This window comes from Kocuria rosea, assembly GCF_006094695.1.
Lineage (GTDB): Bacteria > Actinomycetota > Actinomycetes > Actinomycetales > Micrococcaceae > Kocuria > Kocuria rosea.
Genome location: NZ_CP035103.1, coordinates 3,174,339 through 3,188,581, shown reverse-complemented (window position 1 = coordinate 3,188,581; position 14,243 = coordinate 3,174,339). Strand labels below are relative to the sequence as shown.

13 protein-coding genes are annotated in these 14,243 nt (G+C 74.6%); 4 read left to right on the top strand and 9 right to left on the bottom strand.

All coding sequences use genetic code 11. The features are described from left to right. Positions 1 to 2: 2 nt before the first annotated feature. The 5 genes from EQG70_RS14525 to EQG70_RS14505 form a co-directional block, all read right to left on the bottom strand. Entirely contained in the window at positions 3 to 887 is an 885-nt protein-coding gene (locus EQG70_RS14525; protein ID WP_081994338.1) for an ABC transporter permease, read from the bottom strand. Further along, a complete protein-coding gene (locus EQG70_RS14520) occupies positions 884 to 2,065 on the bottom strand; it encodes an ABC transporter substrate-binding protein (protein ID WP_109268623.1) in 1,182 nt (393 codons plus the stop codon). The genes EQG70_RS14525 and EQG70_RS14520 overlap by 4 nt, the downstream gene beginning before the upstream one ends. After that, complete coding sequence (locus EQG70_RS14515; RefSeq protein WP_241975670.1) at positions 2,062 to 2,814, bottom strand: ABC transporter ATP-binding protein; 753 nt, start codon at positions 2,812 to 2,814, stop codon at positions 2,062 to 2,064. Before EQG70_RS14515 ends, EQG70_RS14520 begins: the two co-directional genes overlap by 4 nt. Next, the gene (locus EQG70_RS14510) at positions 2,790 to 3,881 is read right to left on the bottom strand and encodes an acyl-CoA dehydrogenase family protein (RefSeq protein ID WP_109268624.1); all 1,092 of its coding nucleotides are present in this window, start codon (positions 3,879 to 3,881) and stop codon (positions 2,790 to 2,792) included. Before EQG70_RS14510 ends, EQG70_RS14515 begins: the two co-directional genes overlap by 25 nt. Positions 3,882 to 4,006: 125 nt before the next feature. After that, positions 4,007 to 4,540 (bottom strand): DUF4242 domain-containing protein, encoded by a 534-nt coding sequence (locus EQG70_RS14505; RefSeq protein ID WP_017832068.1) that lies wholly within the window; start codon positions 4,538 to 4,540, stop codon positions 4,007 to 4,009. 226 nt (positions 4,541 to 4,766) lie between these two features. Between EQG70_RS14505 and EQG70_RS14500 the strand changes: the two genes are divergently transcribed. Continuing rightward, entirely contained in the window at positions 4,767 to 5,465 is a 699-nt protein-coding gene (locus tag EQG70_RS14500) for a metal-dependent transcriptional regulator (RefSeq protein WP_052132863.1), read from the top strand. Here the strand turns inward: EQG70_RS14500 and pgm are convergent. Further along, positions 5,455 to 7,089 (bottom strand): phosphoglucomutase (alpha-D-glucose-1,6-bisphosphate-dependent), encoded by a 1,635-nt coding sequence (gene pgm / locus EQG70_RS14495; RefSeq protein WP_109268625.1) that lies wholly within the window; start codon positions 7,087 to 7,089, stop codon positions 5,455 to 5,457. The two genes, EQG70_RS14500 and pgm, sit on opposite strands and share 11 nt — an antisense overlap. Before the next feature lie 174 nt (positions 7,090 to 7,263). Here pgm and EQG70_RS14490 point away from each other — a divergent pair, with 174 nt between their 5' ends. Beyond that, a complete protein-coding gene (locus tag EQG70_RS14490; protein WP_109268626.1) occupies positions 7,264 to 7,455 on the top strand; it encodes a hypothetical protein in 192 nt (63 codons plus the stop codon). On the opposite strand, the gene EQG70_RS14485 is transcribed toward EQG70_RS14490, so the two are convergent. After that, the gene (locus EQG70_RS14485) at positions 7,452 to 8,963 is read right to left on the bottom strand and encodes an amidase (RefSeq protein ID WP_109268627.1); all 1,512 of its coding nucleotides are present in this window, start codon (positions 8,961 to 8,963) and stop codon (positions 7,452 to 7,454) included. The genes EQG70_RS14490 and EQG70_RS14485 overlap by 4 nt on opposite strands. Before the next feature lie 139 nt (positions 8,964 to 9,102). Between EQG70_RS14485 and EQG70_RS14480 the strand changes: the two genes are divergently transcribed. Further along, positions 9,103 to 9,531 carry a hypothetical protein gene (locus tag EQG70_RS14480; protein WP_109268628.1) on the top strand — a complete coding sequence of 143 codons (429 nt, stop codon included), beginning with the start codon at positions 9,103 to 9,105 and terminating at the stop codon, positions 9,529 to 9,531. Positions 9,532 to 9,799: 268 nt separating this feature from the next. Further along, the gene (locus EQG70_RS14475; RefSeq protein ID WP_138976484.1) at positions 9,800 to 10,753 is read left to right on the top strand and encodes a hypothetical protein; all 954 of its coding nucleotides are present in this window, start codon (positions 9,800 to 9,802) and stop codon (positions 10,751 to 10,753) included. 150 nt (positions 10,754 to 10,903) lie between these two features. On the opposite strand, the gene gabT is transcribed toward EQG70_RS14475, so the two are convergent. Together gabT and EQG70_RS14465 are read right to left on the bottom strand one after the other, a co-directional pair. Continuing rightward, positions 10,904 to 12,247, bottom strand: a complete 1,344-nt coding sequence (gene gabT / locus EQG70_RS14470; protein WP_035925976.1) for a 4-aminobutyrate--2-oxoglutarate transaminase — start codon at positions 12,245 to 12,247, stop codon at positions 10,904 to 10,906. A gap of 176 nt (positions 12,248 to 12,423) precedes the next feature. Beyond that, a complete protein-coding gene (locus EQG70_RS14465; RefSeq protein WP_197723048.1) occupies positions 12,424 to 13,962 on the bottom strand; it encodes an NAD-dependent succinate-semialdehyde dehydrogenase in 1,539 nt (512 codons plus the stop codon). Positions 13,963 to 14,243 lie beyond the last annotated feature (281 nt).

Here is a 14,243-nt window from a genome sequence, read left to right as displayed (position 1 = left end):
GCTCAGCGGCGCGGTCCCGGCTCGCGCAGCAGCCACTGGGCGAGCTGGTCCAGCGCCATGCCCAGCAGGCCGATGACGAGGATCACCACGAGCATCTCGTCGTAGGCCAGCCGGTCCCGGGCGTTGAGGATCTCGTAGCCCAGGCCGCTGCTGACCCCGAGCATCTCGGCCGGCACGATGACCACCCACGAGATCCCCAGGGCCAGCCGCACCCCGGTCATGACGAACGGCCGGATGCTGGGCAGCACCACGGTGCGCAGCCGCTCGACCGGGGTGGCCCCGAGCGTCTCGGCGACCCGCAGGTGCAGCGGGTCCAGGGCCTTGACGCCGGCGGCCGTGTTCATGGTGATCGGCCAGACCGCGGCGGCGGCCACGAGGAAGACGACGGGGGCGTTGCCCACCCCCAGCAGCGCCACGGCCACCGGCGCCCAGGACAGCGGGGAGACCATGCGCAGGAACTGCACCACCGGGGCGCTGGTCCACCGGAAGCGGCGGTAGGAGCCGATGAGCAGGCCCAGCGGCACGCCCAGGCCCGTGGCCACGGCCAGCCCGCACAGCAGGCGCCACAGGCTGGTCAGGCCGTCCTGGACCACCACCCCCCGCTCGGCCAGCGAGGCCACCGCACCGGGCATGCGCTCGGGCTGGAAGGAGGCGATCATGGTGTTCGCCCCGGCCGCGGCGTGCGTGAACGCCCACCACACGGCGATCGTGACCAGCACCCCGAAGGCCCCCCAGGCCGGGCCGGTCCAGCGGGACCCGGTGCGCCGGGGCGTCCGCGCCGGGGCGGGGCCCGCCGGGCCGGTCCCGGCCGGAGCGCCGCGGGCGGCGTCGTCGAGGTCGGTGGGGGACGCCGGGGTGTCGTGCGGGGCGGGGTGCGGCGCGCTCATGCGCTGATCTCCTCGGTCCGGGTGGTGCCGGTCATGCCGAAGGCGGCGAGGCCGCCGGCCTTCTCGATGCTGCGGGTCACGAGCGTGTCGTCGACGAGCTCGCGGTGCACGAGCGCCGGGTCCAGTCCGTCGAGGAACCCCGCCGGGGCGTCGACGACGGTGTCCTGCATGGCGCGGACCAGCTCCTCGGTGAAGCTCGCGTACGGGTAGGGCCGGAAGTCCAGGCGCTCGCCGTGCCAGTCCGGGTGGTGCAGGGCGTCCCCGTGCGCGGCGGCGGAGTAGGTCAGGGCCTGCTCGATCACGGGCCGGGGCTGGGGGAGGTAGCCGGCGGCCAGCAGCGCCGCGGTCTCGGGGCGGTTCTGCCGGGCCCAGGCCTGGGCCCGGACGAGGGCGTCCATGAACCCCGCGGCGTGCGCGGGACGGTCGCGGAGGAGCTCGCCGCGCATCATGGTCACGCAGCACGCGTGGTCCCGCCACACGTCGCCGAGGAACCGGTGGATGTGCCCCACCTGCCGCGCCTCCGCGGCGGCGTTGAACGGGTCGGCCACCACGTACCCGCCGATCACGCCGTTGTTCAGCGCGGGGAGCATGTCCGAGGGCGCCATGGGCAGCAGGGCCACCGTGCGCCGCTCCCGGGACGGGTTCTCGCGCATCACCGGGGTCAGGCCTGCGGCCCGCAGCAGCTTCTGGACCACCACGTTGTGCACGGACCACCACGCCGGGATCGCCACGGACTCCCCGGCCAGGTCGGCGATCTCCGCCACGTCCGGGCGGACCGTCAGGGCGGAGCCGTTGGTGTGGTTCCACGCGGTGATCCGCACGTCGGCCCGCAGCCCGTAGCGCATGTACAGGGCCATGGGCATCAGCAGGTGGATCGCGTCCACCTTGCCCGCCACGAACGCCTCGGACAGCGAGGACCAGCTGCGGAAGAGCACGGGGTCGGCCACCGGGACGGCGGCGTCCTCGTAGTACCCGTTGGCGTGGGCGACCAGCAGGGGGGAGGCGTCCGTGATCGGGAGGTACCCGATCCGCACCGGGCGCTCCGGGTCGGCCGCGCCGCGCGCCTCCTGCTGGCTGTCCGCGTAGAGGGAGCCCGCGCCCCAGCCGAGCCCGGTGAGGGCCGCGGCCCCCGCCCCGGCCCGCAGCAGGACCCGCCGGCTCGGCCCGCCGGCGCTCATATGACCCAGTTCCCGGAGCCGTCGTCGGCCCCGCGGTAGTGGGCGAGGATCTGCTCGGCCGTCGTGCCGTCCTGCGCCGGGACCCACTGCCGGCGGAAGCCGCGCGGACCGGCGAAGAAGCCGATCCGGTCGCCGAGGGTGATCGCCTCGTCGACGTCGTGGGTCACGAGGAAGACCGTCAGGTCCAGCTCGGTCGCGAGCCCGCGCAGCCACAGCTGGAGGTCCTTGCGGGTCGCCGGGTCCAGGGCGCTGAACGGCTCGTCGAGCAGCAGCACGTCGGGGCGCACCGCGAGCGCGCGGCCCACCGACACCCGCTGGGCCTGCCCGCCGGAGAGCTCCTGGACGGGGGTGTGCGCGAGCGGGACCAGGCCGAGGATCTCGAGCAGGTCGTCCACGCGGGCGTCCTCGAAGCGGTCCCGGTTGCGCCGGTATCGCCCGCCGAGGGCGATGTTCTGGCGCACCGACAGCCAGGGGAACAGCCCGGGGTCCTGGAAGACGACGGCGAAGCGCTCATCGGCGCAGCCGAACTCGATGCTGCCCCCGTCCAGGGGCTCGAGCCCCGCGATCGCCCGCAGCAGCGTGGACTTCCCGGACCCGCTGGGGCCCAGCACCGCGAACGTCTCGCCGCTGCGCAGGGTCAGGTCCACCCCGTCGAGGGCGGGCGCGGAGGCCCCCGGGTAGCTCTTGCGCAGCCCGCGGACGGTGAGCGCCGGCGCGGCCGGGCTCAGGCCAGGTTCTGCAGCACCCACCGCAGGTGACCTTCCGTGGGGGACTGCACGGGCAGGAACGCGGCCTCGCGGGCCCGGCGGGCGGTGGGGGAGGACATGGCGTAGCCGCGCCCGCCCACGACCTTCCCCTCGATCCGGGTCGCCCGGCCCGTGAGCAGCGCGGCGTCCAGCCTGAGGGAGAACAGCTCCCGGGGGGCGGTCTCCCGGGGCGCCTCCGCCAGACGCAGGAGGTCGGCGCGCAGGCGGCGGTACTCGGCGGTCGCCTCCTCGAGCTCCTCCCGGAACACCTCGGCGACGCCCTGCAGGGCCTCGTGCGCGGCGGTCAGCGCGGCGGCCGAGAGGCCGAGGCAGAAGGCGGTCTGCAGCAGCAGGAACGGGCCGCGGACGGCGGCGAGGAAGGACGGGACGTCCTCGCTCAGCAGGTCCTCGGCGGGGTCGACGGCCACGCCCTCGAGGACGAGAACGCCCGAGGCCGTCGCGTTGAGCGCCATCAGGTTCTCGAGCAGGCGCACCGTCACCCCCGGTGCCGAGACCCGGGTCCGGACCACCACGCGGGTGCCGTCCTCCCGGACGGCGGGCAGGACCACGACGCCCTCGGGGTACAGGTTGGAGGCCCACGGCACGGTGCCGTCGAGGACCGGTCCCGCCGCGCCGGCGGTCAGCGTCACGGGGATCTCGCCGATGCCGGCGGCGTCCTTGAAGGCCGGCGCCATCGCCGAGCAGCCGGGCACGGCCCCGGAGCGCACGTCCGCGGGGATCTCCGTCCCGGTGGCGGCGAGGTACTCGACGGTCGCCCGGTGGGCCCACAGGGAGAACGCCGTGGCGGTGCACTCGGTGGCGAGGTCGAACACGACGGCCGCCTGCGGGGCCAGCGACCCGGTCAGGCCGAGGTCCAGGAGCCCCCGGGCGCCCAGCTCGCGCAGGGTCCCCAGCGGGGAGGCGGCGGCCGTGTCGACGTCGCGGGCCCGCGCCGCGGCGGTGCGGCGGACGAACTCGTGCTCGGGGTAGTCGACGAGCGGCGCGAGCAGGGGCCGGCTCTCGGGGTCCGGCCCGCCGGCCGTGGACGGGGAGCGCGTGGACTGGGTCATGGTCTTCCGTTCTGCCGGGGAGTGCGGGGCGGGGCTCGTCCGCTCGGCGGGCGGGCCCGGGCGTCGAAGCACCACGGCGGCCCCCGGCTCGCGGGGACCGCCGTGTCGTCGTGTGCTGCGGCCCGTCAGACGTTGAGCTTGAACAGCCGGTCGAACGGGGTGCCCACGGCCTGGCGGGCCCGCTCCACGGCCGCCTCGTCGGGGGCGTTGTAGAAGCACAGGCACTTGGCGGTGTCCTCGCGCACGTAGGTGCGCAGGAAGGAGACCTCGGGGACCTCGGCGTACTTCGGGGAGTTGGCCTTCTTGCGCGCCAGGTACTGCTCCATGGTGATCTCGGCGGGGATGTCCCACTCCACCAGGTACTGCGCGTCGCCCTTGAGCTTCTTGATGTCGTCGAGCTCGGCGCCCACGAGGCGGACGGCGTCGGGGCCGGTGACCTCCGCGGCGGCGTCCCCGGCGGCGGTGCGCACGGTCTGGGCGAGGCCCTCGGCGCTGTCGGCCTCCACGATCACGAACACCCGTCCGTGGTCTGCCGTGACCTGGGACTCGATGAACTCGGCGCCCGCCGCGGAGACGGCCTCGGAGACCGTGGCGATGAGCTGGGTCACGGCGTCCTTGGACGCGGAGGCGGGAACGATCTCGAGCAGGTGGAGCGACATGGGGGTTCCTTCCGTCGGGTCGGGGCGGCGTCGTCGCCGCTCGGGCACTCCTGCCAGGCTAGGCTCCTGCCCCCGGAAGGTCCCGGGATCCGTCACACTTCGCAACACGGGGCGTCCGGGCGGGTTCTCCTCGTGCCGGGGGCTCGCAGGGTGCACAATGCGCCCCGGTCCGCCCGCCCGGGGTCGGCGCCGGGCGGCGCCGTCTGCGGGTCGCTAGCCTGGGGGAGTGCGCGCGGAAGAAGTGAACCGGTCCGTCCAGGACTGCCTGAAGACGGTCTGGCTGGCCCAGGAGTGGTCCTCGGACGCCGTGACCACCACCGGGCTGGCCCAGCGGCTGGGCCTGTCCCCGTCCACCGTCTCGGAGGCCGTCAAGAAGCTCACCGCGCAGGGGCTGCTGAGCCGGCCCGCCCACGGCGGGATCGTCCTCACCGACCGCGGCCGGGACGTCGCCGTCCAGATGGTGCGGCGCCACCGGATCCTCGAGGCGTTCCTCACCGGCCACCTGGGCTACTCCTGGGACGAGGTGCACGAGGAGGCCGAGGTCCTCGAGCACGCGGTGAGCGAGAAGTTCGTCGCCCGGCTGGACGCCCTCCTGGGCCATCCGGAGCGGGACCCGCACGGCGACCCGATCCCGCGGCGGGACGGCACCGTGCCGTCCGCCCCGGCCGTGCTCCTCGCCGACGTCGCCCCGGGCAGTCCCGTGGTGGTGGCCCGGGTCTCGGACGCGGATCCGGCCGTGCTGCGCCGGCTCGGAACCGCCGGCATCCGGCCGGGCACCGAGCTCGTGCTCGGCGAGCACCGGTTTCGCGCGGTGCCCGTGGTGCTGGACGGGGACGTCGTCGAGGTGGACGTCCTCGCCGCGGAGGCGGTCTGGGTCCGGCCCCGGGACCGGCCCGGACCGCCTCCGGGGCCCGTCAGGAGATGACGCCGTCCACCAGCGCCTTGGCCTCCCGCTGGACCTGCTGCAGGTGCTCCTCGCCGAGGAACGACTCCGCGTAGATCTTGTAGACGTCCTCCGTGCCGGACGGCCGGGCCGCGAACCACGCGTTCTTCGTGGTGACCTTCAGCCCGCCGATCGCCGCGCCATTGCCGGGGGCGTTCGTGAGCTTCGCCGTGATCTGCTCGCCGGCCAGGGTGTCCGCCTCGACCTGGGCCGGGGAGAGCTTCTTCAGGGCGGCCTTCTGCTCCCGGCTCGCCGGGGCGTCGATGCGCTGGTAGATCGGGGCGCCGAACTCCTCGGTGAGCTCCGTGTAGCGCTGGGACGGGGTCTTGCCGGTGCGGGCCGTGATCTCCGAGGCCAGCAGGGCCAGGATGATCCCGTCCTTGTCGGTGGACCACACGGAGCCGTCCCGGCGCAGGAAGGACGCGCCCGCGGACTCCTCGCCGCCGAAGCCGATCGAGCCGTCCATCAGGCCGGGCACGAACCACTTGAAGCCCACCGGCACCTCCACGAGCTCGCGGCCCAGCGAGGCCGCCACCCGGTCGATGATCGAGGAGGACACCAGGGTCTTGCCGACCCCGGCGTCCGGGGACCAGCCGGTGCGCTCGCGGAAGAGGTAGTCGATCGCCACCGCCAGGTAGTGGTTCGGGTTCATCAGCCCCGCGTCCGGGGTCACGATGCCGTGGCGGTCGGTGTCGGCGTCGTTGCCGGTGGCGATGTCGTACTTGTCCCGGTTGCCGATGAGGGAGGCCATGGCGTTCGGGGAGGAGCAGTCCATCCGGATCTTCTCGTCCCAGTCGAGGGTCATGAACGCCCACTGCGGGTCCACCTGCGGGTTCACCACGGTCATGTTCAGCCCGAAGCGCTGGGCGATCTCGCCCCAGTAGGCCACGGAGGCCGAGCCCATGGGGTCCGCGCCGATGTGCAGGCCGGAGTCCCGGACCACGTCGAGGTCGACGACCTCCGGCAGCGTCCGCACGTACTCCTCGAGGAAGTCGTAGGCGCCCGTGGTCTCCGCCGCCCGCGCCCGCTCCAGGGAGACCCGGCGGACCCCGGACATGCCGTTCTCGAGGAAGTGGTTGGCCCGCTGGGCGATCCACTCGGTGGCGTCGGAGTCCGCGGGGCCGCCGTTGGGCGGGTTGTACTTGAAGCCGCCGTCACCGGGCGGGTTGTGCGAGGGGGTGATGACGATGCCGTCGGCCACCGCCTCCGCCCGGCCCGCGTTGTGGGTCAGGATCGCGTGGGACAGCGCCGGGGTGGGCACGTAGCCGTCCCGGGAGTCCAGCAGGACGGTGACCTCGTTGGCGGCCAGCACCTCGAGCGCGGTGTCCTGCGCGGGCCCGGACAGGGCGTGGGTGTCCTTGCCCATGAACAGCGGGCCCGTGATCCGCTGGCCGGCGCGGTACTCCACGATGGCCTGCGTGATCGCCGCAATGTGCTGCTCGTTGAACGAGGCCTTGAGGGACGAGCCGCGGTGCCCGGACGTGCCGAACGCCACGCGCTGGTCCGGGTCCGAGGGGTCGGGCACGACGTCGGTGTAGGCGTCGAGGAGCTTGCCGAGGTCGACGAGGTCACTGGGTTGGGCGACGGTGCCCGCACGATTGGTCATGGCGCCCAACCTACCGCCGGGCGGCGGGCCCGCGGAGGCTGGCACGCGATCGGGTCGCCAGGTTTCGTGCTCCGTGCCGCGCGGGAGGCCCGCGCGGGGGTGGAGGAATCGTGGCCGGTGGGACAGGATGAGGGCACCAGACAGGGCAGGACCGAACGAGGAGGCAGGGACACCATGAGCGACGCACCCGGCGGGACGACCGAGGGCTCGGGCAAGGGCCCGGAGGGCACCGTCCCGGACAACGAGCAGGGCATCGGGCTGACCACCGACGAGAACGCGACCGGCTTCGAGCCGGAGGAGGACCCCCAGGCGGCCACCGATCCGGACGACCCCGACTCGGAGGAGGAGGCCCTGGGCCACTCCTAGGCGGTGGCGCGGGGGCCGGGGCGGCCCTGGTCCTCGAGCTGGGCGACGACGGCGAGCAGCTGCGCCTCCGCGCTCGGGTGGCCGATGAGCTGGACGCCCATGGGCACGACCGGCCCGTCGTCGTGGCTCGCCGCGCGGGTCCACAGCGTCGGGACGGTCACGGCGGGCAGGCCCACGACGTTCACGACCGAGGTCCACGGCGTGTACCCGCACTGGCGCCGGTAGTCCTGGTCCGCGCCCGCGGGGTCCGCGAGGTCGTAGCCCTCCCAGTACCAGCCCAGCGGCCGCGGTGTCATGGCGAGCGCGGGCGTCAGGACCACGTCCCAGGCGCCGTAGGCCCGGACCACGTCCTGCTCGATCCGGCGCAGGACGCCCACGGCCTGCGCCAGCTCGACCGCCGACCGGCGCAGGGCGCGGGCGCGGAAGGCCCCCGCGAGGCCGGTGAGCCTCCCCGCCTGCTCGTCGTCCAGCGGGGCGGTGCCCATCGAGGTGGTCCACACGTCGAAGAAGGCCCCCGGGTACTCGGGGTCGTAGGACAGCTCGGCCTCCTCGACCTCGTGACCGGCGGCCCGCAGCAGGGCGACGCCCGCGTCGAGGGCGGCGCGGGCCTCCGGGGAGACCTCGATGTCCTGGACGGCGTCGAACGGGGAGGCGGTGCTCACCCCGATCCGCAGCGGCCGGTCCCCCCACGGGAGGTCGCCCCGCCGGGCCGCGCGCACACCGTTTAGGAAGGACCCCTGCGGGGCGGCGCGGACTGCCCGGCGCACCACGTTGCCGTGCGCCGGGCCGGGCGCGGGGGCGCACAGGACGTCGAGCAGCAGCGCCGCGTCCTCGGCCGTGCGGGCGAGAGGGCCGTTCACCACGAGCTGGGCGGCGTCCGACTGCGCGTCCGCGGTGGGCACCCGGCCGCGGTTGGGCTTGAGCCCGACCAGCCCGCACACCGCCGCCGGGATGCGCACCGACCCTCCGCCGTCGGATCCCGGCGCCACCGGGAGCAGCCCCGCCGCCACGGCCGCCGCCTGGCCGCCCGAGGAGCCGCCGGCCCCCGTCGACGGGTCGTGCGGGTTCCGGGCGGGCGGGGCCACGAGGTTTTCGGAGTAGCAGTTGAGGCCGAACTCGGGCACCTGGGTCTTGCCCAGGCACACCGCCCCGGCCGCGCCGAGCACGGCCGCGAGGTCGTCGTCGGCCTCCGCCACGGGCGCGCCGCCGCGCCGCCCGGCCACGGCGGCGGAACCGTAGGCGGTGGGCATCCCGGCGACGTCGTGCAGGTCCTTCACCGCGAGCGGCACGCCGTGCAGCGCCCCGCGCGCGGCCCCGGCGGGCAGGGCGTCGAGCGCGCGCGCCCGGTCGAGGGCGAGGTCCGCCGCGACGTGGACGAACGCCCCCAGCGCCGGATTGCGCGCCTCGATCCTGGCCAGGAAGTGCTCGGCGGTCTCCACCGCGCCCAGCTCGCCGCGCGCGAGCGCGTCCCGCAGCTGCACGGCGCTGAGGTCTCCGATCGAGGTCACGGCAGGCTCCTGTCCGACGGTCGCGCGGTCTCCTCCGGGGATCCGCAGGGCGCTGAGCCCAGGCTAGTAGGCTGGCGGCTGTCCGGGGCGTGCCCGCGCGCCCCGGTTCCCGATCTTCCCCGACCCGCAGGAGACCCCCGTGCCCACCGCCTGTGCGCCCCGTCCCGCGGCGATCCGCGCGGCGGCGACGGCGTCCGTCCTGCTCCTGGCCCTCGCCGGCTGCTCGTCCTCCTCCTCCGACGGGGACAGTGCGGCCGGCACCGGGCCGGATGCGACGGCGTCCGCCGCCGCGAGCGCCCCCACGGCCTCCGGCGGGGCCTCGCCGGCCACCGTCCAGGAGACGTGCGCCCGCGTGCTCGAGACCGTGCGCACCGCGCCGCAGCAGCTGCGGGACGATCCCGCCGGGCTGTTCACCGACGTCGACGAGCTCGCGGCCACCGCCCCGGACGAGCTGTCCGGGCAGCTCACCTCGGTCCGTGAGGCCGTCGCCGGCTTCCGGCAGGGCGAGCGCTCCTTCATCAGCGTGGTCCAGGAGGTCAAAGGCCTGCAGGAGCGCTGCTCCGGCTGACCTCCCACCGTGCGCGAGGGGTCGCGTTCGGCACTCCCGGGGCGCGAGGGGTCGCGTTCGGTGGGAAACAGCGTCGCGGAGGGTCCGGCAGCGACCCCTCGGTGATGGCGACGTGCAGGACCCGCCCCCTCGCCCTGGAGGGGCCGAAGAATGCCGGGCGGCGCAACCGCACTCCACCGGGGCACGATGACGGTCCGGGAGAGCAGGACTGCGCCACTCCGTATGCTCGCGCCCTCCTCCGCCCGTCCACGGCGGTCATGCTCTCGGCGTGAGACACCCCGGGCCCCTGCCGCCCGAACTCCGTGGCATCGGCTTCTCACGTCAGGAGGCCCTCGCCCTGGGCGTCGCGGAGCACCGGCTCCGGGACGCCGACCTCACCAGTCCCGTCGGCAGGGGAGTGCGGGTCCCCGCCGGCTGTCCCGCTCCGCTGCTGGAAGCGGCACGGGCACTGACCCGCCGGTATCCGGGGACGGTGATCAGCCACCGCTCCGCGGCGCTGCTCCACCGGATGCGGGTTCCTGACCCCTGGCAGCGGTCCTCGGAGCTGTGGCTCACGCGCGCCGACGACTCGAGGGCCCTGAGGCGGCCCGGCGTCGTCTGCCGGAGGGGACGCCTCGGCCCGCACGAGGTGGTCCGCGTCCACGGGGTGGCCGTCACGTCACCGGTGCGCACGTTCCTGGACATCTGCGCCGAGCTCACGGTGACGGAGGCAGTGGTGCTCGCCGACGGACTGGTCGACGCCCACCGCCACGGGATCCGCCGGGCCGTGGCCGCGGTGTGCCGGCCGGACGAGCTCGAGACCGGGGTGCGGGCGCACGCCGGGCGGCGTGGCATCCGCACGGCCCGCGCCGCGGTCGAGCGGATGCGGGTGGGGTCGGACTCGCCCGGCGAGACACGGCTGCGGCTGCTGCTCGAGGACCACGGGATCCGGGGCCTGGTGCTCGACCATCCCCTGCTGGGGCCCGACGGGACGCTGCTGGCGCAGCCCGACCTCGCCCTGGAGAGCCACCGGCTCAGCCTGCAGTACGAGGGTGCCCACCACGACCGGGCGGAGCAGCGAGTGCTGGACATCAGGCGGTTGCGGGCCACGGAGTCGGCGGGGTGGCGGGAGCTCCGGATCTGCGCTCACGACCTGCACCGGCACACGACGACGACGCGGGGCCGGGTGCCGGTGGCGGTCGCCCTGGTGTGGGAGGCCATGGGGGTCGCGCACCGCCGGTGACGGGGCCGAGCCGGGGTGCGCGGGGCGAGGGGTCGCGACCGGCCGCCCGCCGCGCCGAGGGGGCTCGTCCGGACGGAATGTGACTGACTGACCGTGCGAACGAGACCCCTCGGCGTGAGGGGGATGCTGAACGAGACTCCTCGAGCTGGCCTAGGCCGCCGCGTTGCGGACGGCCTGGGCGAGCACCTGCAGGCCGTCGCGCAGCAGCTCCTCACCGATGACGAGCGGGGGCAGCAGGCGCACGATGTTGCCGAAGGTCCCGCAGGTCAGGATGATGACGCCCTGCGCGAGGCACTCCGCGGCGATCGCCTTGGCGGCGTCGGCGTCGGGCTCCGTGCCGCCGGGCCGGACGAACTCCAGGGCCATCATCGCCCCGCGGCCGCGGATCTCGCCCACGGTGCCGGTCTCCTCGGCCACCGGGGCCAGCTCCTCCCGGATGATCTCCTCGATCCGGCGGGCGCGGGCCACGAGGTCCCACTCCTCGATGGTCTGCAGCGCGCCGAGGGCGGCGGCGCAGGCCACGGGGTTGCCGCCGTAGGTGCCGCCGAGGCCGCCCGCGTGGACGGAGTCCATGATCTCGGCGCGGCCGACCACGCCGGACAGCGGCATGCCGCCGGCCACGCCCTTGGCCACGGTGATCAGGTCGGGGACGACGCCCTCGTGGTCCACGGCGAACCACTCGCCGGTGCGCGCGATGCCGGACTGGACCTCGTCGACGACGAACACGGCGCCGTTGTCGGTGCACCACTCGGACAGCGCGGGCAGGAAGCCGTCGGCCGGCACGATGAACCCGCCCTCGCCCTGGATGGGCTCGATCACGACGGCGGCCACGTTCTCGGCGCCGACCTGCTTCTCCACCTGGAGCAGCGCGCGGCGGGCGGCCTCGGCGCCGGTCATGCCCTCCGGGTCCCGGAACGGGTAGGACACGGGCACGCGGTAGACCTCGCCGGCGAACGGGCCGAAGCCCTGCTTGTAGGGCATCACCTTGGCGGTCATCGCGAGGGTCATGTTCGTGCGCCCGTGGTAGGCGTGGTCGAACACGACCACGGCCTGGCGGCCGGTGTGCACGCGGGAGATCTTCACGGCGTTCTCGACGGCCTCGGAGCCCGAGTTGAACAGCGCCGCCTTCTTCTGGTGGTCGCCGGGGGAGAGCTCGGCGAGCTTCTCCGCGACGGCCACGTAGCCCTCGTACGGGGTGACCATGAAGCAGGTGTGGGTGAAGTGCGCCACGGCCTCCTGCACCTTGGCGACCACGGCGGGGGCGGAGGCGCCCACGCTGGTCACGGCGATGCCGGACCCGAGGTCGACGAGCTGGTTGCCGTCGACGTCGAGCACGATCCCGCCGTCCACGTCCGCGGCGTAGGCGGGCACGGAGGAGGCGACTCCGGAGGCGACGGCCGCGGCGCGCCGCTCGGACAGCTCGCGGGACTTGGGGCCCGGGAGGGCGCCGTCGAGGCGACGGACCTGCTCGAGCCGGTACTGGATCTCGGTCACGACGAGATCTCCTTTCGGTGGGGACGGGACGGTGAGGACGGGACGGTGAGGACGGGACGGTGAGGACGGGACGGAACGGTCGGGGGCGCCGGGCGGGAGTGCCCCGGCACGGGACGGCGGCCGCCGCAGCTGCCTGCGACGACCGCCGTCCCGGTGCGGGAACGCGGGTCAGGACCTCAGGCGGGGGTGCCGGTGCCGGGGTTCGGGACGTTGGCCCAGGGGTTCTCCACGCCGATGTACTGGGTGGTGGTGTACTCGTGGAGGCCCTCGGCCCCGCCCTCGCGGCCCAGGCCGGACTGCTTGACGCCGCCGAACGGGGCGGCCGCGTTGGAGATCACCCCGACGTTGAGGCCCATGAGGCCGAACTCGATGCGGTCGCCGATGCGCAGGCCGCGGGAGATGTTCTCGGTGAACACGTAGGAGGCCAGGCCGTACTCGGTGGAGTTGGCCAGGGCCACGGCCTCGTCCTCGTCCTTGAAGGTGACGACCGGGGCCACGGGGCCGAAGATCTCCTCGGTCACCGCGCGGGCGTCGACGGGGACGTCGCGCAGCAGGGTGGGCTGGAAGAAGTAGCCGGGCCCGTCCACACGCGCCCCGCCGACGACGACCTTCGCCCCGCGCTCCACGGCGTCGGTCACGAACTCCTCGACGGAGTCGCGGGCCTTGGCCTCGACCATCGGGCCCACGCTCACGCCGTCGTCCACGCCGTTGCCCACGGTGAGCGCGGCCATCTTCGCGGCCATCTTCTCGACGAACTCGTCCACCACGTCCTCGTGCACCAGCAGCCGGTTGGCGGCCGTGCAGGCCTCGCCCATGTTGCGCATCTTCGCGGCCATGGCGCCGGCCACGGCCTTGTCGATGTCGGCGTCCTCGAAGACGATCAGCGGCCCGTTGCCGCCGAGCTCCATGGAGGTGCGCAGCACGTTGTCCGTGGCCAGCTTCATCAGCTGCTTGCCCACCGGGGTGGAGCCGGTGAAGGAGACCTTGCGCAGGCGCGGGTCGGCCATGATCGGCTCGGAGACCGCCGCGGCGGACTTGGAGGAGACGACGTTGAGCACCCCGGCCGGCAGGCCCGCGTCCAGCATGAGCTGGGCGAAGTACTGGGAGGTGAGCGGGGTCAGCCGGGCGGGCTTGAGCACCATGGTGCAGCCGGCGGCCACGGCCGGGGCGACCTTGCGGGTGGCCATCGCCAGCGGGAAGTTCCACGGGGTGATCAGCAGGCACGGGCCCACGGGCTTGTGGGTGACCAGCATGCGCAGGTTGCCCTCGGGGGTGTCGAGGTAGCGGCCGTAGTCGCGCACGGCCTCCTCGGCGAACCAGCGCAGGAACTCCCCGCCGTACTTGACCTCCCCGGCGGCCTCGGCCAGCGGCTTGCCCATCTCCAGGGTCATCAGCAGCGCAAGGTCCTCGGCGCGCTCCTGCACGAGGTCGAACGCGCGCCGCAGGATCTCCGAGCGCTCCCGGGCGGGGGTGCGGGCCCAGGACTCCTGGGCGTCGGCGGCGGCGTCCATCGCGGCCTGGGAGTCCTCGCGGGTGGCCGAGGCCATGGTCGCGATGACCTCGCCGGTGGCCGGGTTCTCCACCTCGAAGGTCCCCCCGTCCGAGGCGTCGCGCCACTGACCGTTGATCAGCAGTCCCGTGGGGGTCTTGGCGAGGACCGCCTCGATGCGGTCCTTCATGCCGGTGGCCGCGGGGGCCTTGTCCGTGGTGCTCATGTATCAGCCTCTCTTCTCGACGCGCGCCGGGCCACCGGGCACCGGTGGCGCTGCGCTGCGTCAGGGGGTTCGTCGGACGGGCGGGCGACAGCACTGGGCCCGCCCGTCCATCGTAGGACTCCGGACGGGCTCCCCCGCGGGGACGTCGTCACCGGGTGACGCCGAGCCGGGGCGGAGCCGGCGCCGAGGGGCCGCCACGGTCCCCCGACTGCTCCAGGCTAGCGCCGGGGCGACCCAGCAGGATGCTGAATCTTCGTGACGTCGTCGTGCACAGTGCACAG